The organism is Dongia sp., from assembly GCF_041909655.1.
In the GTDB taxonomy this organism is placed as follows: Bacteria; Pseudomonadota; Alphaproteobacteria; order Dongiales; family Dongiaceae; genus Dongia.
On the sequence record NZ_JAYRDA010000015.1, the window covers coordinates 1 to 20772 of the forward strand.

Genomic DNA, 20772 nt, shown 5'->3' on the forward strand with positions numbered 1-20772 from the left:
CATTGGCACGATTGGCCACGTTGACCACGGCAAGACGTCGCTGACGGCGGCGATCACGAAGGTTCTGGCGGAAACGGGCGGTGCGACGTTCACGGCCTACGACCAGATCGACAAGGCGCCGGAAGAGCGTGCGCGCGGCATCACGATCTCGACGGCTCACGTTGAGTACGAGACGAAGAACCGCCACTACGCCCATGTCGATTGCCCGGGCCATGCGGATTACGTGAAGAACATGATCACGGGTGCGGCGCAGATGGACGGTGCGATCCTGGTGGTCAGTGCGGCCGACGGCCCGATGCCGCAGACCCGCGAGCACATCCTCCTGGCGCGCCAGGTCGGCGTGCCGGCGCTGGTGGTGTTCATGAACAAGTGCGACATGGTGGACGACGCCGAGCTCTTGGACCTGGTCGAGCTGGAAGTGCGCGAGCTGCTGTCGAAGTACGAATTCCCGGGCGATACCATTCCGATCATCCGTGGCTCGGCGCTCTGCGCGCTGGAAAACAAGCAGCCGGAACTCGGCCATGACGCGATCCTGAAGCTGATGGAAGCGGTGGATGCCAGCATCCCGCAGCCGGAGCGCCCGAAGGACCGTCCGTTCCTGATGCCGATCGAAGACGTGTTCTCGATCTCAGGCCGCGGCACGGTTGTGACCGGCCGTGTCGAGCGCGGCATCGTGAAGGTGGGCGAGGAAGTCGAGATCGTCGGCCTGAAGCCGACGGTGAAGACGACGGTGACCGGTGTGGAAATGTTCCGCAAGCTGCTGGACAGCGGCGAGGCGGGCGACAATATCGGTGCGCTGCTGCGCGGCACCAAGCGCGAGGAAGTCGAGCGCGGCCAGGTCCTGGCCAAGCCCGGCTCGATCACCCCGCATACCAAGTTCAAGGCGGAAGCCTACATTCTGACGAAGGAAGAGGGTGGCCGTCACACGCCGTTCTTCTCCAACTACCGGCCGCAGTTCTACTTCCGCACCACGGACGTGACCGGCACGGTGGAACTGCCGGAAGGCACCGAGATGGTGATGCCGGGCGACAACATCGCCATGGTCGTCAACCTGATCGCGCCGATCGCGATGGATGAAGGCCTGCGCTTCGCCATCCGCGAAGGTGGCCGTACCGTCGGCGCCGGCGTCGTCGCCAAGATCGTCGAGTAAGGGGCTGTTCAAGTTCCGGCGACGGCTTGGACCGTCACTGGAATGGCCTGGAAATGCTGGACCGGCGGCTGCCACAAGCGGTCGCCGGATCGGCGTTGAAAAAGACCGGGTTGAGTGGCTTGAGAGATTGCCCAGTTAAAGGAGTTGGTGCGTTAGGGGTATAGCTCAACTGGTAGAGCGTCGGTCTCCAAAACCGAAGGTTGCGGGTTCGATCCCTGCTGCCCCTGCCAGCCTCAGAACGCATGCCGCAATCCATCGCGCGGCGTTCCTAAAGGCGGGCATCCCGGCACCACGAAGTTAGAAGCTGATTGTCAGGTTCAAGAACGATGGCGAAAGCAAGTCCGATCGAGTTTCTACGGCAGGTTCGCCAGGAGGTTCAGAAGGTTACCTGGCCGACCCGCAAGGAAACGACGGTAACGACGACCATGGTGTTCATCATGGTGGTGGTCGCTTCGCTGTTCTTCTTTGTGGTCGACACAATCCTGGGCTGGAGCATTACGACCGTTTTGGGATTGGGGGGCTGAGCGCAATGGCGCATCGCTGGTACGTGGTCCATGTCTATTCGGGCTTTGAGCGCAAGATCGCTGAATCGATCCGCGAGCAGGCCAAGCAGAAGGGCATGGAGGAATTGCTGACCGACGTGCTGGTGCCGACCGAAGAAGTGGTCGAAGTCAGGCGCGGTTCGAAGGTGAATGCCGAGCGCAAGTTCTTCCCGGGCTATGTCCTGGTGCGCATGGAACTCACTGACGAGTCATGGCACTTGATCATGAATACGCCGAAGGTGACCGGTTTCCTCGGCGGCAAGGGCAAGCCGAGCCCGATTTCGGAAGCCGAGGCGCAGCGCATCCTGCATCAGGTGCAGGAAGGGATCGAACGGCCCAAGCGCGCGATCATCTTCGAAGTGGGCGAACAGGTTCGCGTCAATGACGGGCCGTTCACCTCCTTCACCGGCCATGTCGAGGAAGTCGACGAAGAAAAGGGTCGCCTCAAGGTGGCGGTTTCGATCTTCGGTCGCGCGACGCCGGTCGAGCTTGAGTATTCCCAGGTCGAGAAGGTCTAACGACCCTTTCGGTTTGGTATCCGCCCGGTGACGGTATCGCCGGAACTAGCTGCGGGAGGCCAGCCAGGGCCGGACCGCAAAACCCCCGGAACCAGGTTGTTGGTTCCATAAACGAGGTTTGATCATGGCAAAGAAGATCGAAGGCTATATCAAGCTGCAGATCCCGGCCGGCAAGGCGAATCCGTCGCCGCCCGTGGGTCCAGCACTTGGTCAGCGTGGCCTGAACATCATGCAGTTCTGCAAGGAGTTCAACGCCGCCACGCAGCAGATGGAAGCAGGTATGCCGATCCCGGTGGTTATCACCGCGTATAGCGACCGTTCCTTTACGTTCGTCACCAAGACGCCGCCGGCCAGCTACTTCCTGAAGAAGGCCGCGAAGATCGACAAGGGGTCGCAGACCACCGGTCGTGGTTTCGTGGGCAAGGTGACGATGACCCAGTGCCGCGAGATCGCCAAGCAGAAGATGGCCGATCTCAATGCGCACGACATCGATGCGGCGGCGGAAATGATCCGCGGTTCGGCCCGTTCGATGGGTCTGCAGGTTGTGGAGGATTGATCATGGCCGGCAAGCGCATCACCAAGGCTTACGACGGCGTCGATCGTCTGAAGTTCTACTCGCTCGAAGAAGCGGTGAAGGAACTGAAGGCGCGCGCCAAGACGAAATTCGACGAAACCGTCGAGATCGCGATGAACCTCGGCATCGATCCGAAGCATGCCGATCAGAACGTGCGCGGCGTTGTCTCGCTGCCGCATGGCACCGGCAAGACCGTGCGCGTGGCCGTGTTCGCCAAGGGCGACAAGGCCGAGGCGGCGAAGAAGGCCGGTGCGGATCTGGTCGGTGCGGACGATCTGGCCGAGTTGGTTCAGTCCGGCAAGATGGATTTCGACCGCGTCATTGCGACGCCCGACATGATGGTGACCGTCGGCAAGCTGGGTAAGGTCCTTGGCCCCCGTGGCCTGATGCCGAATCCGAAGCTCGGCACCGTCACCAACGACGTCGCCGAAGCCGTGAAAGCGGCCAAGGGCGGTCAGGTGGAGTTCCGCGCCGAGAAGGCCGGTATCGTCCATGCCGGCGTCGGCAAGGTCAGCTTCTCGGAAGCCAACCTGGTTGAGAACGTCAAGGCGTTCGTCAGTGCGATCAACAAGGCCAAGCCCGCGGGCGCCAAAGGCACCTACATCAAGAAGGTGTCGCTGGCTTCGACCATGGGTCCTGGCATGAAGCTGGATGTGGCCACCCTGGTGGTCGCCGGCTAAGCGAATTTCCGGACGCGCGCTGCCTTCGGGCAGCGGGCGGTCGGATGGACGGATGGAAACATCCGTCTCCCTGTCCGAGACTGCAGGTCCCCTGGGCGTAGGGGACTAATGGGAGGCCGCTCCGCCTTTCGCCTGCAATAGACAGAGGCGAACCGAATTCAAGGCAGATGCCGATGAGGCAGATGTCCGTTCGGGTCGAACTTCTGGGACAGGTCAACCGGAGCTTCCGGTTCTGTCTTGGGCGCCTTCTTCGGAGGGCAGATGAGATGGGTCGGAAGGTCCAATTGTAACCGGTCCCATGCCGCTCTCGGGTGGCAAGGGGTCATAGTATCGGAGACGAAACGTGGACCGATCTGGCAAAGAGAAGCTGGTCACGGAACTCCAGGAATCGCTCAACGCCGCAAATCTGGTGGTTGTTACCCATCAGAACGGCCTGAGCGTTGCCGAGGTGTCCGACCTGCGTCGCAAGATGCGGGCGGCCGGAGCCGGCTTCAAAGTCGCCAAGAATCGGCTGGCAAAACTCGCTCTCACGGGTACCAAGCACGAAGACCTGGGGAAAATCCTCAAGGGCCCGACCGCGCTCGCCTATTCGGCGGACCCGATCGCGGCCGCAAAGGTCGCCGTGCTGTATGCCAAAAGCAACGACAAGCTCAGCATCGTCGGGGGCTCGATGGGCTCCCAGACTTTGGGCGCCGACGGGATCAAGGCCTTGGCCACCCTGCCGTCGCTCGACGAGTTGCGTGCAAAGCTCGTCGGCATGCTGCAGACCCCGGCCACGCGTCTGGCCGTGATCACCGCAGCGCCGGCTGGCCAGCTCGCTCGTGTGCTTGGTGCATATGCCCGCAAGGAGTGAGGCCTGAATTGGCCGATCCGCGCGACTGACTATCTGAAGTTCGAACCCAACAAGACTGAAGCCTTTAGGAGATAAAAATGGCTGATTTGCAAAAGCTGGTTGACGAGCTCTCGAAGCTCACCGTGCTCGAAGCTGCCGAGCTGTCGAAGAAGCTCGAAGAAGCTTGGGGCGTTTCCGCCGCGGCGCCGGTTGCCGTCGCTGCTGCTGGTGGTGGCGCTGCCGCCCCGGCCGCCGAGGAAAAGACTGAATTCAACGTCGTCCTGGTGGACGGTGGCGCTAACAAGATCAACGTGATCAAGGAAGTGCGCGCCATCACCGGTCTCGGCCTGAAGGAAGCCAAGGACCTCGTCGAAGGTGCGCCGAAGCCGGTTAAGGAAGGCGTTGGCAAGGCCGAAGCCGAAGACCTCAAGAAGAAGCTTGAGGCTGCCGGTGCGAAGGTCGAGCTGAAGTAAGCTCGTTTGCCTATTTCTGGGGTGGGGAGCGCCGGCCGCAAGGTCCGGCGCTTCCGCGCCTCCAGGGATATGCCGATTTAAGGGCGTTTTTTGCGAGTGGCGCCTGTCGAATTTTAACTCGTTGCGGTCGCCGTCGCCGAATTGGACGGCACAGAATTTTCGAGATCGCCCGTTTGTTTGTGATCGCCCGCCCCACTGTTTGAGACGAGGGATGTCAATGTCGAAGTCGTTCACCGGCCGCAAGCGCATCCGCAAGACCTTTGGCCGTATCGCCGAGGTCACCACCATGCCGAACCTGATCGAGGTGCAGAAAAGCTCCTACGATCAATTCCTGCAAGTCGGCGTGGTTGCGGAACAGCGTCAGAATTCCGGCCTTCAAGAAGTCTTCCGGTCGGTTTTCCCGATCAAGGACTTCTCCGAGAAGGCCGAACTGCAGTTCGTTCGCTACGAGCTTGAAGAGCCGAAATACGACGTCGAGGAATGCCAGCAGCGCGGGATGACTTTCGCCGCGCCGCTCAAGGTGACCTTGCGTCTCGTCGTCTGGGATCATGACGAGGAAACCGGCGCCCGCTCGATCCGCGACATCAAGGAGCAGGACGTCTACATGGGCGACATGCCCTTGATGACGCATAGCGGCACCTTCGTCGTTTCCGGCACCGAGCGCGTGGTCGTCTCGCAGATGCACCGTTCGCCCGGCGTGTTCTTCGATCACGACAAGGGCAAGACCCACAGCAGCGGCAAGTATCTCTTCGCCGCGCGTGTCATTCCCTATCGCGGCTCCTGGCTCGATTTCGAATTCGACGCCAAGGATCTGGTCTATGTGCGCATCGATCGCCGCCGCAAGCTGCCGGCGACGACGTTGCTGCTCGCCCTCTGGAACAAGACCACTGCCGCGAAGAAGAAGAAGGGCGAAGCCCTCACCGATGACGAGCGCCGTTTCGGCGGCATGTCGGCCGAGGAAATCCTGGGCTTCTTCTACAAGCAGGTCGTCTTCACCAAGACCAAGAAGGGCTGGACCACAGCCTTCGACATGGAGCGCCTGAAGGGCGCCAAGCTGGTGGCCGATCTGGTCGATGCCAAGACCGGCAAAGTGGCGGCGGAAGCCGGCACCAAGATGACGCCGCGCTTGGCCAAGAAGCTGGTGGAAGCCGGCCTCAAGGAACAGCTCGTTCAGCCGGAAGAGATGATCGGTCGTTTCGCGGCCCTCGACATGGTCAACGAAGATACCGGCGAGATCCTGCTCGAAGCAGGCGACGAGATCAGCGAAGCCCTGATGACCCAGCTCGACGAGAGCGGCGTCAAGGAATTGGTGACGCTCAACATCGACCACGCCAATGTCGGCCCCTATATCCGCAACACGCTGAAGGCGGACAAGAACTCCAGCCGCGAAGAAGCGCTGATTGACATCTACCGTGTCATGCGTCCCGGCGAGCCGCCGACACTCGACACGGCCGAAGCCCTGTTCAACGGCCTGTTCTTCGACCTCGAGCGCTACGACCTTTCCTCGGTCGGCCGCGTGAAAATGAACTCGCGTCTCTCGGTGCTGCCGACGGATTCCTTCGATCCGGCCGGCGCCAACGATACCGTGCGCGTGCTCCGCAAGGAGGACATCCTCGCCATCCTCGCGGTCATGCATGACCTCAAGGACGGCCGCGGCGAAATCGACGACATCGACCATCTCGGCAACCGCCGCGTCCGGTCGGTGGGCGAGCTGCTGGAAAACCAGTACCGCCTGGGCCTGCTGCGCATGGAACGTGCGATCCGCGAGCGCATGAGCTCGGTCGAGATCGACACGGTCATGCCGCATGACCTCATCAACGCGAAGCCCGCGGCGGCTGCCGTGCGCGAGTTCTTCGGCTCGTCGCAGCTCAGTCAGTTCATGGATCAGACCAATCCGCTCTCCGAAATCACGCACAAGCGGCGTCTCTCGGCCCTCGGGCCGGGCGGTCTCACCCGCGAGCGCGCCGGCTTCGAAGTGCGCGACGTGCATCCGACCCATTACGGCCGTATCTGCCCGATTGAAACGCCGGAAGGTCCGAATATCGGTCTCATCAACTCCCTGGCGACCTTCGCCCGCGTCAACCAGTACGGCTTCATCGAAAGCCCGTATCGCCGTGTCGACAAGGGCATCGTCACCGACGAGGTGATCTATCTCTCGGCGATGGAAGAGGGCAAGTACACGATCGCCCAGGCCAATGCCCAGCTCGACGCCAAGAACAAGCTGGTCGAGGATCTCATCTCGTGCCGTCGTGGTGGCGATTTCATCATGGCGCGTCGCGAGGACATCCATTTCATCGACGTCAGCCCGAAGCAGCTCGTCTCCGTGGCCGCGGCGCTCATTCCGTTCCTCGAGAACGATGACGCCAACCGCGCGCTCATGGGCTCGAACATGCAGCGTCAGGCGGTGCCGTTGCTGCGTGCTGAATCGCCGCTGGTCGGTACCGGCATGGAAGGCACCGTGGCACGCGATTCCGGCGTTGCCATCGGCGCCCGCCGCGGCGGCATCATCGACCAGATCGACGCCACGCGTATCGTCATCCGCGCCACGGATGAAACCGATATCGCGGCGCCGGGCGTCGACATCTACAACCTGCTGAAGTTCCAGCGCTCCAACCAGAACACCTGCATCAACCAGCGACCGCTGGTGAAGGTGGGCGATGTGGTGGAGAAGGGCGACATCATCGCCGACGGTCCTTCGACCGAACTCGGTGAGTTGGCTCTCGGCCGCAACGTGCTCTGCGCGTTCATGCCGTGGAACGGCTACAACTTTGAAGATTCGATCCTCATCTCCGAGCGCATCGTTTCGGACGACGTCTTCACCTCGATCCATATCGAGGAGTTCGAATGCGTCGCCCGTGACACCAAGCTCGGCCAGGAAGAAATCACCCGCGACATTCCCAATGTCGGTGAAGAGGCCCTCAAAAACCTCGACGAAGCCGGCATCGTTTATGTCGGCGCCGAGGTGAAACCGGGCGACATTCTGGTCGGCAAGGTGACGCCAAAGGGCGAAAGCCCGATGACGCCGGAAGAGAAGCTGCTGCGCGCGATCTTCGGCGAAAAGGCCTCGGATGTGCGCGACACCTCGAACCGCTTGCCGCCGGGCGTTTCCGGCACGGTGGTCGAAGTGCGCGTCTTCTCGCGCCGCGGCGTCGACAAGGACGAACGTGCGCTCTCGATCGAGCGTGCCGAAATCGAACGTCTCGCCAAGGATCGCGACGACGAAAAGGCGATCCTCGAGCGCAACTTCTACAGCCGCCTGAAGGAAATGCTGGTCGGCCAGCTTGCCGCCGGCGGTCCGAAGACCCTGAAGGCCGACACCAAGATCACCGACAAGGTGCTCTCGGAGTTCACGCCGGGCCAGTGGCGCCAGATCGGCATCAAGAACGACAAGCGCATGGCCGAGATCGAAGGCCTGAAGAAGCAGTTCAACGAGGGCATCGCGACCCTCGAGAAGCGCTTCGAGAACAAGGTCGAGAAGCTGCAGCGCGGCGACGAGCTGTCGCCGGGCGTCATGAAGATGGTGAAGGTGTTCGTCGCGGTGAAGCGCAAGCTGCAGCCGGGCGACAAGATGGCCGGCCGTCACGGCAACAAGGGTGTCGTCTCGCGCATCGTTCCTTGCGAAGACATGCCCTATCTCGAAGACGGCCGTCCGGTCGACATCGTCTTGAACCCGCTCGGCGTGCCTTCGCGCATGAACGTGGGTCAGATCCTCGAGACCCATCTCGGCTGGGCTTGCGCCAATCTTGGCCGCCAGATCGGCGAGATGGTCGACCAGGTCCGCAGCAACGGCAAATATGCCGAACTGCGGAGGTCGGTGAAGGAAATCTATGGTGAGCGGACCTACAAGGCCGAGATCATGGACATGCCCGACGACCAGCTCGTGGAACTCGCCGGCAATATGCGCGGTGGCGTGCATATCGCGACCCCGGTCTTCGACGGCGCACGTGAGGACGACATCGTCGAGATGCTGACCAAGGCGGGGCTCAACAGCTCCGGCCAGGTCGTGCTGATCGACGGCCGCACGGGCGAGCCGTTCGAGCGCAAGGTGACGGTTGGCTACATCTATATGCTGAAGCTCCATCACCTGGTCGACGACAAGATCCACGCGCGTTCCATCGGTCCGTACAGCCTCGTGACCCAGCAGCCGCTGGGCGGCAAGGCGCAGTTCGGTGGCCAGCGTTTCGGCGAAATGGAAGTCTGGGCCCTCGAAGCCTATGGCGCCGCCTACACCCTGCAGGAAATGCTGACGGTGAAGTCGGACGACGTTTCGGGTCGTACCAAGACCTACGAAGCGATCGTGCGCGGCGACGACAACTTCGAGTCCGGCATCCCGGAGAGCTTCAACGTCCTCGTGAAGGAACTCCGCTCGCTCGGCCTCAACGTCGAACTGACGCAGACCGACTACTAAATATCGGATGGCTGTGATTTCCCGGCGGGTCGCACCCGCCGGGAATACAGCGGAAGGAGATGGTAATGAACCAAGAACTCATGAGCGTTTTCGGACAACCCCAGGGTCCGCAGACCTTCGACAACATCCGCATCTCGATCGCCAGCCCCGAGCGCATCCGCTCCTGGTCGTTCGGCGAGATCAAGAAGCCCGAGACCATCAACTACCGGACCTTCAAGCCGGAGCGCGACGGCCTGTTCTGCGCCCGCATTTTCGGTCCGATCAAGGATTACGAATGCTTGTGCGGCAAGTACAAGCGCATGAAGTATCGCGGCATCGTCTGCGAAAAGTGCGGCGTCGAAGTGACCTTGTCGAAGGTCCGTCGCGAGCGCATGGGCCATATCGAACTGGCCTCGCCGGTGGCGCATATCTGGTTCCTGAAGTCGCTGCCCTCGCGCATCGGCCTGCTGCTCGACATGACCCTGAAGGATCTCGAGCGCATCCTCTATTTCGAGAACTACGTGGTGATCGAGCCGGGTCTCACCCCGCTCAAGCAGCACCAACTACTCTCTGAAGAACAATATCTCGACGCCCAGGATGAATACGGCCAGGACGCGTTCCAGGCCGGCATCGGCGCCGAAGCCCTCAAGGGCATGCTCTCCACGATCGATCTCGAGGAAGAGCGCAACACGATGAAGACCGATCTGCGCGAGACCTCGTCCGAGGCCAAGCGCAAGAAGCTGGTCAAGCGGTTGAAGCTGGTCGACGCCTTCCTGGAATCGGGTTCCAAGCCCGAATGGATGATCATGGACGTCATTCCGGTCATTCCGCCGGAACTGCGCCCGCTCGTTCCGCTCGATGGCGGCCGCTTCGCCACGTCGGATCTCAATGATCTCTATCGCCGCGTCATCAACCGCAACAACCGCTTGAAGCGCCTCATCGAGTTGAAGGCGCCGGACATTATCGTCCGCAACGAAAAGCGCATGCTGCAGGAAGCCGTCGACGCGCTCTTTGATAACGGCCGTCGCGGCCGCGTCATCACCGGCGCCAACAAGCGTCCGCTGAAGTCGCTCTCCGACATGCTGAAGGGCAAGCAGGGCCGCTTCCGTCAGAACCTCCTCGGCAAGCGCGTCGATTATTCCGGCCGTTCGGTCATCGTCGTCGGTCCGGAACTGAAGCTGCATCAATGCGGCCTGCCGAAGAAGATGGCGCTCGAGCTGTTCAAGCCGTTCATCTATTCGAAGCTCGAACTCTATGGCATGGCCTCGACCATCAAGGCCGCCAAGCGCATGGTTGAAAAGGAACGTCCCGAGGTCTGGGACATCCTGGAAGAGGTCATCCGCGAACATCCGGTGATGCTCAACCGCGCGCCGACCCTGCACCGTCTCGGCATCCAGGCTTTCGAGCCGGTGCTGATCGAAGGCAAGGCCATCCAGCTGCATCCGCTGGTCTGTACCGCGTTCAACGCCGATTTCGACGGCGACCAGATGGCGGTCCACGTGCCGCTCTCGCTGGAATCGCAGCTTGAAGCCCGCGTGCTGATGATGTCGACCAACAACATCCTCAGCCCCGCGAACGGCAAGCCGATCATTGTGCCGTCGCAGGACATCGTGCTCGGCCTCTACTACCTCACCATGGAAGGCAAGGGCGAGCCGGGCGAAGGCATGGCGTTTGCCAATATCGGCGAAATCCAGCACGCGATCGAAGCCAAGGTCATCACCTTGCACACCCCGATCAAGGCGCGTCTGAAGACCGTCGACGAAACCGGCGCGCCGGTGACCAGGCTGGTGCAGACCACGCCGGGCCGCATGCTGCTTTCGGAAGTGCTGCCGCGCCATCCGAACCTGCCCTTCGCGCTCATCAACCGCGTGTTGACGAAGAAGGAAATCACCAACGTCATCGATTCCGTCTACCGCCATTGCGGTCAGAAGGAGACGGTGATTTTCGCCGACCGCATCATGGGCATGGGCTTCGCCCAGGCCTGCAAGGCCGGCATGTCCTTCGGCAAAGATGACATGATCATCCCCGAAGCCAAGAAGGCCCTGGTCAGCGAAGCTCAGACCAAGGTGAAGGAATACGAACAGCAATATCTGGACGGTCTCATCACCCAGGGCGAAAAGTATAACAAGGTCGTCGACGTCTGGTCGAACTGCACCGAGCGCGTGGCCGAGGAAATGATGAAAGTCATGTCCAAGGAATCCACCGGCAAGGGCATCAACTCGGTGTTCATGATGGCGCATTCCGGCGCCCGTGGCTCCGCCGCCCAGATCAAGCAGCTCGCCGGCATGCGCGGCCTGATGGCCAAGCCGTCGGGTGAAATCATCGAGACGCCGATCATCTCGAACTTCAAGGAAGGTCTCTCGGTGCTCGAGTACTTCAACTCGACCCACGGCGCCCGCAAGGGTCTCGCCGACACCGCCTTGAAGACCGCGAACTCGGGTTACCTCACCCGTCGCCTCGTCGACGTGGCGCAGGATGCCATCATCACCGAGCTCGATTGCGGCACCGAAAACGGCCTCACCGTGAAGGCGGTGGTCGAAGGTGGCGAAGTCATCTCGGCGCTCTCCGAACGCATCCTCGGCCGCACTGTCGCCGCCGACGTCAAAGACCCGCTCTCGGGCCGCATGATCGCGGCGCGCGGCGTGCTCATCGACGAGCCGATGGCCGACGAGATCGAACGTGCCGGCGTCGATACGGTGAAGATCCGTTCGGTGCTGACCTGCGATACCAAGACCAGCGTCTGCGCGGCCTGCTACGGTCGCGATCTCGCCCGCGGTACCCCGGTCAATATCGGCGAAGCGATTGGCGTCATCGCGGCGCAGTCGATCGGCGAGCCGGGCACGCAGCTCACCATGCGTACGTTCCACATCGGTGGCGCGGCACAGCGTGGTGCCGAGCAATCGGCGATTGAAGCGACCTATAATGGCGAAGTGCAGGTGAAGAACCGCAATATCGTCATGAACAGCGACGGCCTTCCCGTCGTCATGGGCCGCAATTGCGAAATCGTCCTCGTCGACGATCAGGGCCGCGAGCGCGCGCGTCACCGCGTTCCCTACGGTGCCAAGCTCCTCCAGGATCATGGCGTCAAGGTGACCAAGGGCCAGAAGCTGGCCGAATGGGATCCCTACACGCTGCCGATCCTCACCGAAAAGGAAGGTATCGTTAACTACATCGACCTGGTCGAAGGCCTGTCGATGCGCGAAGTGGTCGACGACACGACCGGCATCTCGAGCCGCGTCGTCGTCGACTGGAAGCAGCAGCCGCGCGCGGCCGATCTGCGTCCCCGCATCACGTTGCGCGACGACAAGGGCAATGTCATCACCCTGCCGAACGGCGTCGAAGCGCGCTACTTCATGTCGGTGGATGCCATTCTCTCGGTCGAGAACGGCGCGCATGTCCGCGCCGGTGACGTGCTGGCCCGTATCCCGCGCGAGAGCTCGAAGACGCGCGACATCACCGGCGGTCTGCCGCGTGTCGCCGAACTGTTCGAAGCGCGCAAGCCGAAGGATTACGCGATCATCAGCGACATCGCTGGCCGCGTCGAGTTCGGCAAGGATTACAAGGCCAAGCGCCGCATCGTCGTGGTGCCCGAGGATGCCAGCGCGGAATCGATGGAATATCTGATCCCGAAGGGCAAGCACATCTCGGTGCAGGAAGGCGATTACGTCCAGAAGGGCGATCTGCTGATGGACGGTAACCCCGTCCCGCACGACATCCTCAATGTGTTGGGTGTCGAAGCCCTGGCTTCCTATCTCATCAACGAGATCCAGGAGGTCTATCGTCTCCAGGGCGTGAAGATCAACGACAAGCACATCGAGGTGATCGTTCGCCAGATGCTGCAGAAGGTCGAGATCAACGATCCGGGCGACACCACCTTCCTCGCCGGCGAGCAGGTCGATCGCTCGGAGATGGAATACGAGAACGAGAAGGTGCTGAAGGAAGGTGGCCGTCTGGCCTCCGCCCGTCCGGTCCTGCTCGGCATCACCAAGGCCAGCCTGCAGACGCGTTCCTTCATCTCGGCGGCGTCGTTCCAGGAAACCACCCGCGTCCTCACCGAGGCGGCGGTTTCGGGTCGTGTCGACAGCCTGATCGGCTTGAAGGAGAACGTCATCGTCGGTCGTCTGATCCCGGCCGGTACCGGCTCGGTGATGGCCCGCCTGAAGCAGGTCGCGGCTGCCCGCGACAAGGTGCTCCAGGATGCCGCCGGAGAGAAGCCGGCGCTGACCGACCAGTCGCCCTCGGCCGAAGTGGCCTGATTGGCCGACAGGTTTTAGAGTTGGGAAACCCCGCTGCCTCGGCAGCGGGGTTTTTCTTTAGGGCCGCCAGCGCCCATCGCAGCGGCGCGGGAAGGTGAGTGTCACCGTCGTTCCCAGATTGGGCGCGCTGCAGATATCGAGCTTGCCACCGATGAGATGCAGGAACGCGGCGCAGACTTCCAGCCCGCCGCTGGCTTCTGCCTTCGTTCCATCGATCGAGCGGCGCAACTCTGCCAGTTTGTCCGGCAGCATGCCGGGGCCGGTATCTGTGACGGTGAGATGGATGAGATTGCCGTCCTTGCTTTGATCGGCCGCCGCGGCGATCTCGACCTTGCCGCCGAACCGGTTATAGGTGACGGCATTGTCCACCACATGGCCGATCATCTTGGCGAGCGCCTCGTCATCCAGGATGACCGGCATGCTGCCGCGCCGGATATTGTTGTGCAGCCGCACGTTCTGCTTCGTCGCCTCGGGGGCGGCGCGTTCGATCACCAACTCGATCATCTCGCCGAGATCGGCGGTGCGCGCATGGGCGGTCGCCATGCGCCCTTCCAGCCGGGCCACGTCGATGATGCGCTCGACCACATCGGTGAGCTGCCGCCCGCTCTGGCAGATATCGGCGGCATAGGTCTGATAAAGCCGCACGCCCAGGGGGCCGAACATCTCGTCGCGCATCACCTCGCCAAAGCCGATGATGGCGGCGAGCGGCGTGCGCAATTCGTGCGAGAGCTGGCTCAGGAATTCCAGCTTGGCGACATTGGCGCGCTCGGCGATTTCCTTCGCTTCGGCCAGGACATGTTCATGCTGCTTGCGGTGCGAAATGTCCCGCATCGCGCAGACCAAATAATCCTGCCCATTCTGGCGGTGACGGAGGGTGGTGATCTCGATCGGCAAGTTTTGACCGGAGAGGGTATGGGCGGTGGCTTCGATGGCGCGGCCGTCTCCAGCCAGCAGGGCCTGCAGCAGATCGCCGAGGCCGGAATCTGCGCTGCCGGCATCGGCGCTGTTGGAATCGGCCTCGGCGCCCCGGCTGATAAAGGCGCCGACATGCGCGCCGCTCATCAATTGAGCGTGGTAGCCTAACAAGTTGGCGGCGCGATCATTGACCTCGCAGACAATCCCGCCGGTGGTCAGACAGAACATCGCATCGGGCGAAATTTCCAGGCCGAGACCCGGCGCCATGGCGGTTTCGTTGGCCGCGCTGGATTCCTCCAGCGTCGTCGACAGCCGGCCAATCTGCGCTACGCGCTGGCCATGCTGCATCACGGGGTTGCTTGGCATGCCTGACCTCCCGCCGATGCGGTGCGGAACCTGCCGCTGCCGCGAACCGGTCGTTCGGGCCACCCCTCTCCCCGGTGACCATTCTCCCCATGCGTAATCATTTGCTTCTTGACCGAATGGTGCAAGTGACCTTCGCGCCGGGGCGGATTTTTTCTCTAGGAATGTTCGTGCTGTGCCTTTTGAATCAATCAGATAAGGTTCCGGGATAGACTTGCGTGTGGGCGTGCCGCGGAGGCTGACGTAGGGGTGGCGTGGCATCCGGCTTCCGGCTATAGGAACCGATATGTTCGAGACTTTCATCGTCCTCGCCGGGATTCCCGCCGGCATCTGGCTCTATCTGCTGCTGTTCCGCGGTCGCTTCTGGCTGGAGCGGCCGGCGGCAGCCGTGGCTATCGGCGCTGGTCGGCAGCCCGAGATCGTCGCCGTCATCCCGGCCCGCAACGAAGCCGGCGTGGTGGGCGATGTCGTCACCGCCCTCATGCGGCAGAATTATGCCGGCAGCTTCACGCTGATCCTGGTCGACGACAACAGCGAAGATGGCACCGCCGCCGAGGCGCGGGAAGCGGCCGCCGCCGCGCGCGCTGCCGGTTCGCCGCATCGTTTCCATCTCGTTTCAGGCAAGAAGCTCGCCGCGGGCTGGACCGGCAAGCTCTGGGCCGTGAACCAGGGGTTGGCCGAGGCGCAGAAGCTGGCGCCCGCCGCGCGCTATGTTCTCCTCACCGATGCCGATATCCGGCATGGCGCGGACAGTCTCGCGCAATTGGTGGCGCGGGCGGAAGAGGGCGGCTTCAACCTCGTCTCGATGATGGCGCGCCTGAAGACAGAGACCTTCGCCGAGAAGGCGCTCATTCCCGCCTATATCTTCTTCTTCCAGAAGCTCTATCCCTTTGCCTGGGTGCGCGACCCGAAACACAAGCTGGGTGCAGCCGCCGGCGGCTGCATGCTGGTGCGCCTGAAGGCGCTGAAATCGATCGGCGGCATCGCGGCGATCCGGGGCGCGCTGATCGACGATTGCGCGCTGGGGCGGGCGATCAAGCAGACCGGTCCGATCTGGCTGGGCCTTGCCGGTCCGGTTGAAAGCCTGCGCGGCTATCCGCTGTGGTCGGATATCTGGAACCTCGTTGCCCGTTCGGCCTTCACCCAGCTTCATCACTCCAACCTGCTGCTGCTGGGCTCGGTGCTCGGCATGGTCTTCACCTATCTGCTGCCACCCTTCATTGTGCTCAGCTCTGATCCCGGCATCCAGCCGCTCGGCATCATGGCCTGGGCGATGATGGCCTTTGCCTATCTGCCGACGCTCGCCAATTATCAGCGCGCCGCGCTTTGGGCCCCGTTTCTGCCTCTGGTGGCGCTGTTCTACACGCTGGCTACGATCGCCTCGGCCTGGCGCTATTGGCGTGGGCAGGGCGGGCAATGGAAGGGCAGGGCCCAGGCCGAACATCTGCGCAAGGGTGCCTCGTGAGCGAGATCGCCGATAACATCGCAACGCCCTCGGGCAAATCGGCGGCGACCGAGAATTTTCCGGTGGGCTCCTTTCTGATCCGCGCCGATCTCAGGCCGCATATCCATGCCTTCTATCGCTTCGCGCGCATGGGCGACGACATCGCCGATAACGGCGCGCTCTTGCCGGCCGACAAGGTGGCACGCCTCGATCTCATGGAGGCTGTGCTGCGCGATCCTGCCCGCGCGGAAGTGGAGGAAGCCGTCAGGCTTCGGCGCTCGCTCGCCGCGACCAAAGTGGCGCCGACCAATTCCTGCGAATTGTTGATCGCCTTCCGCATGGATGCGACCAAGCAGCGTTACGCAGATTGGGACGAGCTGATGACCTATTGCCGCTATTCGGCGGCGCCGGTCGGGCGACAATTGCTGGACCTGCATGGCGAGCCGGAAGCCGCGCGCGGACCCTCGGATGCACTCTGCGCCGCTTTGCAGGTGATCAACCATTTGCAGGATTGCGGTGTCGATTATCTCGAGATGGACCGGATCTATGTACCGCAGGATCATCTCGCGCGCTTCGGATCCGAGATTGCGCATCTCACCGCCAAGGCATCCACGCCCGGCCTGCGGCAATGCCTCGACGCGCTGCTCGACAAGACCGACGAACTGATGGTCGAGGCGCGATTGCTGCCGGGTAGGCTCAAGGATTTCCGCCTGCGCGCGGAATCGGCGACCATCGTGCGGCTGGCAGACAAGATGATCGCGCAATTGCGGCGCAAGGATCCGCTGGCGGGCCGCGTGAAACCGACCAAATGGTTCTTCCTGACGGCAATGATCGAAGGCTTTCTCTGGGCGATGGTGGCGAGACCGAAATGAACGAACAGACTGCTGCCATTGCCGAAAAGGTCCGCGCCTCCGGCACCTCTTTCTACGCTGCCATGCGCCTGCTGCCCGAAGCACGGCGTGAGGCCATGTTCGCGATCTATGCCTTCTGCCGCGAGGTCGATGACATCGCCGACGAGGAGGCGCCCCAGGCCGAGAAGCAGGCAGGCCTTGCCGAATGGCGTGTCGAGATCGACCGGCTCTATGCGGGATCGCCCAAGCATCCCATCGCCCAGGCCTTGCTGGCACCGATGCGCGATTTCAAGCTGCGCCGCGAAGACTTCCTCGCCGTGATCGACGGCATGGAAATGGATGCGACGGAAGAGATCCAGGCGCCGGACATGGCGAAGCTCGATCTCTATTGCGACCGGGTGGCCTCGGCCGTGGGGCGCCTCTCGGTGCGTGCCTTCGGTGCGACGGAAGCGATCGCCGACGAGGTCGCCTATCATCTCGGTCGTGCCCTGCAGCTCACCAACATCCTCCGCGACGTGGCCGAGGATGCGGAGCGCAACCGTCTCTATCTGCCGCGCGATCTCCTGGTAAAGAACGGCATCGAGACCGTGGAGCCGACCAAGGTTCTAGCGCATCCCAGCCTTCGCGCCGTGTGCCGCGATCTTTCTCGCGTGGCGCAGGATCATTTCGCCCGCGCCGATGCGGCCATGCGCCAATGCGCCAAGGGGCCGATGCGCCCGGCGCGCATCATGGGCGCGGTCTATGGTGCCATCCTGGAAAAACTCATCGCCTGGGATTGGCGCGATTTCACGACCCCGGTCAAGGTGCCGAAATGGCGCAAGATCTGGCTGGCCTTGCGCTACGGGTTCTTCTGATCGATGAGTTCCGTCACACCGCATAACGCCGCCACGGCGCATGTCATCGGCGCCGGCCTTGCCGGGCTTGCCGCCGCAATCCGCCTGGCGCGGGCCGGCTGGCGCGTCTCTCTCTATGAAGCCGCGCAACAGGCTGGCGGCCGCTGCCGCTCTTATGTCGATGCCGAGCTCGGCTGCCGTATCGATAACGGCAATCATCTGGTGGTCTCCGGCAATCTCGCCGCCATGGCCTATATTTCCGAGATCGGCGCGCAGGCGACTTTCGAGACCGTCGACAAGGCGATCTATCCCTTCGTCGATCTCGCAACCGGTGAGAGCTGGCAGGTGCGGCCGACCGAGGGGCGCGTGCCCTGGTGGCTGTTCGTCCCCGCGCGGCGCGTGAAGGGGACCTCGCTCCTCGATTATCTCGATGCCGAGCGCCTGGCGCGGGCCGGGGAGAGCGCCGTCGTCACCGACATTCTCAATACACGTAAAGTCGCCTATCGCCGGCTCTGGGCGCCGCTCTGCGTGGCGGCCCTCAACACCGCGCCCGAGGAGGCCTCGGCGAAACTGCTCGGCCGCCTGTTCCGCGACACGTTCGGCCAGGGCGGGGCGGCTTTGCACCCGCTGCTGCCGCGCGAAGGATTGTCGGAGAGTCTCGTCGATCCGGCGCTGGGTAACCTCGCCGCCCATCAGAGCAGCATCCAGTACGGCCATCGCCTGCGTTCGGTCACGTTCGAGGGCGGCCGCGTCGCTGGCCTCGATTTCGGCAAGGCGGCGGTCACCGTGAACGCTGGCGATTGCGTGGTGCTGGCGGTAACCGCACCCGTCGCCACAGACCTCGTGCCCGATCTCGCCGCTCCCGATGCCTTTCGTGGCATCGTCAACGCGCATTTCCGGATCGATCCGCCGGCGGGCACGGCGCCCTTCACGGGTGTCATCGGTGGCATGGCGGAATGGATCTTCGCCAAGCCCGGCATTCTCTCCACCACCAGCTCCGCCGCCGAAGCGATCATCGACCGCCCGGCCGAAGACCTCGCCGCGGCTCTCTGGAGCGACATCGTGCGGTCGCTCGATCTCGGCAGTGTCGCGATGCCGGTCTGGCGCGTGGTGAAGGAAAAGCGTGCGACCTTCGCGGCGACGCCGGACCAGCTCCGGCGTCGGCCCGGGCCGAAGACGCGCTGGGAGAACCTCTATCTCGCCGGCGACTGGACCGATACCGGCTGGCCCTCGACCATCGAGGGCGCCATCCAATCGGGCTTCACGGCCGCCGCGGCGATGCCCGCGCCGGGGCGCTGAAACTCTTCGTCGACCAGGCTCTATCCCCTTGTTCCGACGTGGCTATCCGCCACATCACTACCACCCAGGGAGTACTTTTAAAGCCCCGGGGCGGCGCGTATACTCCCGCCGAATTATTCCGGCCCAATCCAACGCCCATTCCCAAGGATGATCGCCATGACTTCAGCCGCCATGAAAGCGCCGACCGCCACTCTTTCGCTCAAGGATCCGGCGCTCCTCCGCCAGCAATGCTATATCGACGGCAAGTGGGTCGATGCGGATTCCGGCAAGACCATCGACGTCACCAATCCGGCGACCGGCGAGGTGATCGGCACCATTCCCAACATGGGGGCGGCCGAAACCAAGCGCGCGATCGAAGCCGCCAACAAGGCTTGGCCCGCCTGGCGCAAGAAGACCGCCAAGGAGCGCGCCAACCTGCTGCGCAACTGGTTCAATCTGATGATGGCGGCACAGGAAGATCTCGCCATCATCCTCACCGCCGAGCAGGGCAAGCCGCTCGCCGAAGCCAAGGGCGAGATCGCCTATGGCGCCTCCTATATCGAATGGTTCGCCGAAGAAGCCAAGCGCATCTATGGCGACATTATCCCGCCGCATCAGGGCGACAAGCGCATCGTCGTCACCAAGGAACCGGTCGGCGTCGTGGCGGCGATCACGCCCTGGAACTTCCCCAACGCCATGGGCACCCGCAAGGCAGCGCCCGCCATGGCGGCCGGCTGCCCGGTCGTGATGAAGCCGGCCACGCAGACGCCCTTCTCGACGCTGGCGATTGCCGTCCTCGCCGAACGCGCCGGCATTCCGGCCGGTGTCCTCAACGTCGTGACCGGCTCGGCCTCGGCGATCGGCGGCGAGATGACCAGCAACCCGATCGTGCGCAAGCTGACTTTCACCGGCTCGACCGAGATCGGCAAGCTTCTCATGAAGCAATGCGCCGACACGATGAAGAAGACCTCGATGGAACTGGGTGGCAACGCGCCCTTCATCGTGTTCGACGATGCCGATCTCGACGCTGCGGTCGAGGGGGCCATGATGTCGAAGTTCCGCAACACGGGTCAGACCTGCGTCTGCGCCAACCGCATCTATGTGCAGGATGCTGTCTATGACGCCTTTGCCGAGAAGCTGAAGGCTGCGGTTGCCAAGATGAAGATCGGCGACGGCTTGAAGGGCGAGACCCAGCAGGGTCCGCTCATCGACATGAAGGCGGTGGCCAAGGTCGAGGAACATATCGCCGATGCCGTCGGCAAGGGCGCCAAGATCATGGCGGGCGGCAAGCGTCATGCCCTGGGCGGCAGTTTCTTCGAGCCCACTATCCTCACCGACGTCACCCCGCAGATGGCGGTGGCGAAGGAAGAGACCTTCGGTCCGCTGGCGCCGCTCTTCCGCTTCAAGACGGAAGAAGAGGTGATCAAGATGGCCAACGACACCGAATTCGGCCTTGCCTCCTATTTCTACGCCCGCGACTTGGGTCGCGTCTGGCGTGTGGCCGAGGCGGTCGAATACGGCATCGTCGGCATCAATACCGGCATCATCTCGAGCGAAGTGGCGCCCTTCGGCGGCGTCAAGGAATCCGGCAATGGCCGCGAGGGCTCGAAATACGGGATCGAGGATTACCTCGAGATCAAATACATGTGCATGGGCGGTATCTGACACCCAGGCCG

At 62.8% G+C, this 20772-nt stretch carries 15 protein-coding genes and 1 tRNA gene; 15 read left to right on the forward strand and 1 reads right to left on the reverse strand.

Annotated elements, in window-relative coordinates; all coding sequences use genetic code 11:
* Position 1 precedes the first annotated feature (1 nt).
* The 10 genes from tuf (at position 2) to rpoC (ending at position 13412) form a co-directional block, all read left to right on the forward strand.
* On the forward strand, positions 2–1150 hold the full coding sequence (tuf, locus tag ACE3PR_RS19825; RefSeq protein ID WP_374375645.1) for an elongation factor Tu: 1149 nt from the start codon (positions 2–4) through the stop codon (positions 1148–1150).
* Positions 1151–1304: 154 nt separating this feature from the next.
* Positions 1305–1380: transfer RNA gene (locus ACE3PR_RS19830), tRNA-Trp, on the forward strand.
* Between the two features lie 96 nt (positions 1381–1476).
* On the forward strand, positions 1477–1674 hold the full coding sequence (secE, locus tag ACE3PR_RS19835; protein WP_374375647.1) for a preprotein translocase subunit SecE: 198 nt from the start codon (positions 1477–1479) through the stop codon (positions 1672–1674).
* Between the two features lie 5 nt (positions 1675–1679).
* Entirely contained in the window at positions 1680–2210 is a 531-nt protein-coding gene (gene nusG, locus ACE3PR_RS19840) for a transcription termination/antitermination protein NusG (protein WP_374375649.1), read from the forward strand.
* 124 nt (positions 2211–2334) lie between these two features.
* A complete protein-coding gene (rplK, locus tag ACE3PR_RS19845; protein ID WP_374375653.1) occupies positions 2335–2766 on the forward strand; it encodes a 50S ribosomal protein L11 in 432 nt (143 codons plus the stop codon).
* Positions 2763–3464 (forward strand): 50S ribosomal protein L1, encoded by a 702-nt coding sequence (gene rplA, locus ACE3PR_RS19850; RefSeq protein WP_374375655.1) that lies wholly within the window; start codon positions 2763–2765, stop codon positions 3462–3464. Before rplK ends, rplA begins: the two co-directional genes overlap by 4 nt.
* 343 nt (positions 3465–3807) lie before the next feature.
* Positions 3808–4317 (forward strand): 50S ribosomal protein L10, encoded by a 510-nt coding sequence (gene rplJ / locus ACE3PR_RS19855; protein WP_374375657.1) that lies wholly within the window; start codon positions 3808–3810, stop codon positions 4315–4317.
* Positions 4318–4394: 77 nt separating this feature from the next.
* A complete protein-coding gene (gene rplL, locus ACE3PR_RS19860; RefSeq protein WP_133615311.1) occupies positions 4395–4769 on the forward strand; it encodes a 50S ribosomal protein L7/L12 in 375 nt (124 codons plus the stop codon).
* Between the two features lie 217 nt (positions 4770–4986).
* Complete coding sequence (gene rpoB, locus ACE3PR_RS19865; protein WP_374375660.1) at positions 4987–9177, forward strand: DNA-directed RNA polymerase subunit beta; 4191 nt, start codon at positions 4987–4989, stop codon at positions 9175–9177.
* A 65-nt stretch (positions 9178–9242) separates the two neighbouring features.
* Positions 9243–13412, forward strand: coding sequence for a DNA-directed RNA polymerase subunit beta' (gene rpoC / locus ACE3PR_RS19870; protein WP_374375661.1), 4170 nt, complete (start codon positions 9243–9245; stop codon positions 13410–13412).
* A 57-nt stretch (positions 13413–13469) separates the two neighbouring features.
* Here rpoC and ACE3PR_RS19875 read toward each other — a convergent pair whose 3' ends face one another.
* On the reverse strand, positions 13470–14693 hold the full coding sequence (locus ACE3PR_RS19875; RefSeq protein WP_374375664.1) for a PAS domain-containing sensor histidine kinase: 1224 nt from the start codon (positions 14691–14693) through the stop codon (positions 13470–13472).
* A gap of 283 nt (positions 14694–14976) precedes the next feature.
* On the opposite strand from ACE3PR_RS19875, the gene ACE3PR_RS19880 reads away from it, so the two are divergent.
* The 5 genes from ACE3PR_RS19880 to gabD all read left to right on the forward strand — a co-directional run bounded on the left by ACE3PR_RS19880 (position 14977) and on the right by gabD (position 20761).
* Complete coding sequence (locus tag ACE3PR_RS19880; RefSeq protein WP_374375666.1) at positions 14977–16155, forward strand: glycosyltransferase; 1179 nt, start codon at positions 14977–14979, stop codon at positions 16153–16155.
* Complete coding sequence (gene hpnC, locus ACE3PR_RS19885; RefSeq protein ID WP_374375669.1) at positions 16152–17006, forward strand: squalene synthase HpnC; 855 nt, start codon at positions 16152–16154, stop codon at positions 17004–17006. The genes ACE3PR_RS19880 and hpnC overlap by 4 nt, the downstream gene beginning before the upstream one ends.
* A complete protein-coding gene (gene hpnD / locus ACE3PR_RS19890; RefSeq protein ID WP_374375671.1) occupies positions 17003–17839 on the forward strand; it encodes a presqualene diphosphate synthase HpnD in 837 nt (278 codons plus the stop codon). Before hpnC ends, hpnD begins: the two co-directional genes overlap by 4 nt.
* A 3-nt stretch (positions 17840–17842) precedes the next feature.
* Entirely contained in the window at positions 17843–19117 is a 1275-nt protein-coding gene (gene hpnE / locus ACE3PR_RS19895) for a hydroxysqualene dehydroxylase HpnE (RefSeq protein ID WP_374375673.1), read from the forward strand.
* A gap of 156 nt (positions 19118–19273) precedes the next feature.
* Positions 19274–20761 carry an NADP-dependent succinate-semialdehyde dehydrogenase gene (gene gabD, locus ACE3PR_RS19900; protein ID WP_374375676.1) on the forward strand — a complete coding sequence of 496 codons (1488 nt, stop codon included), beginning with the start codon at positions 19274–19276 and terminating at the stop codon, positions 20759–20761.
* Positions 20762–20772: the final 11 nt, after the last annotated feature.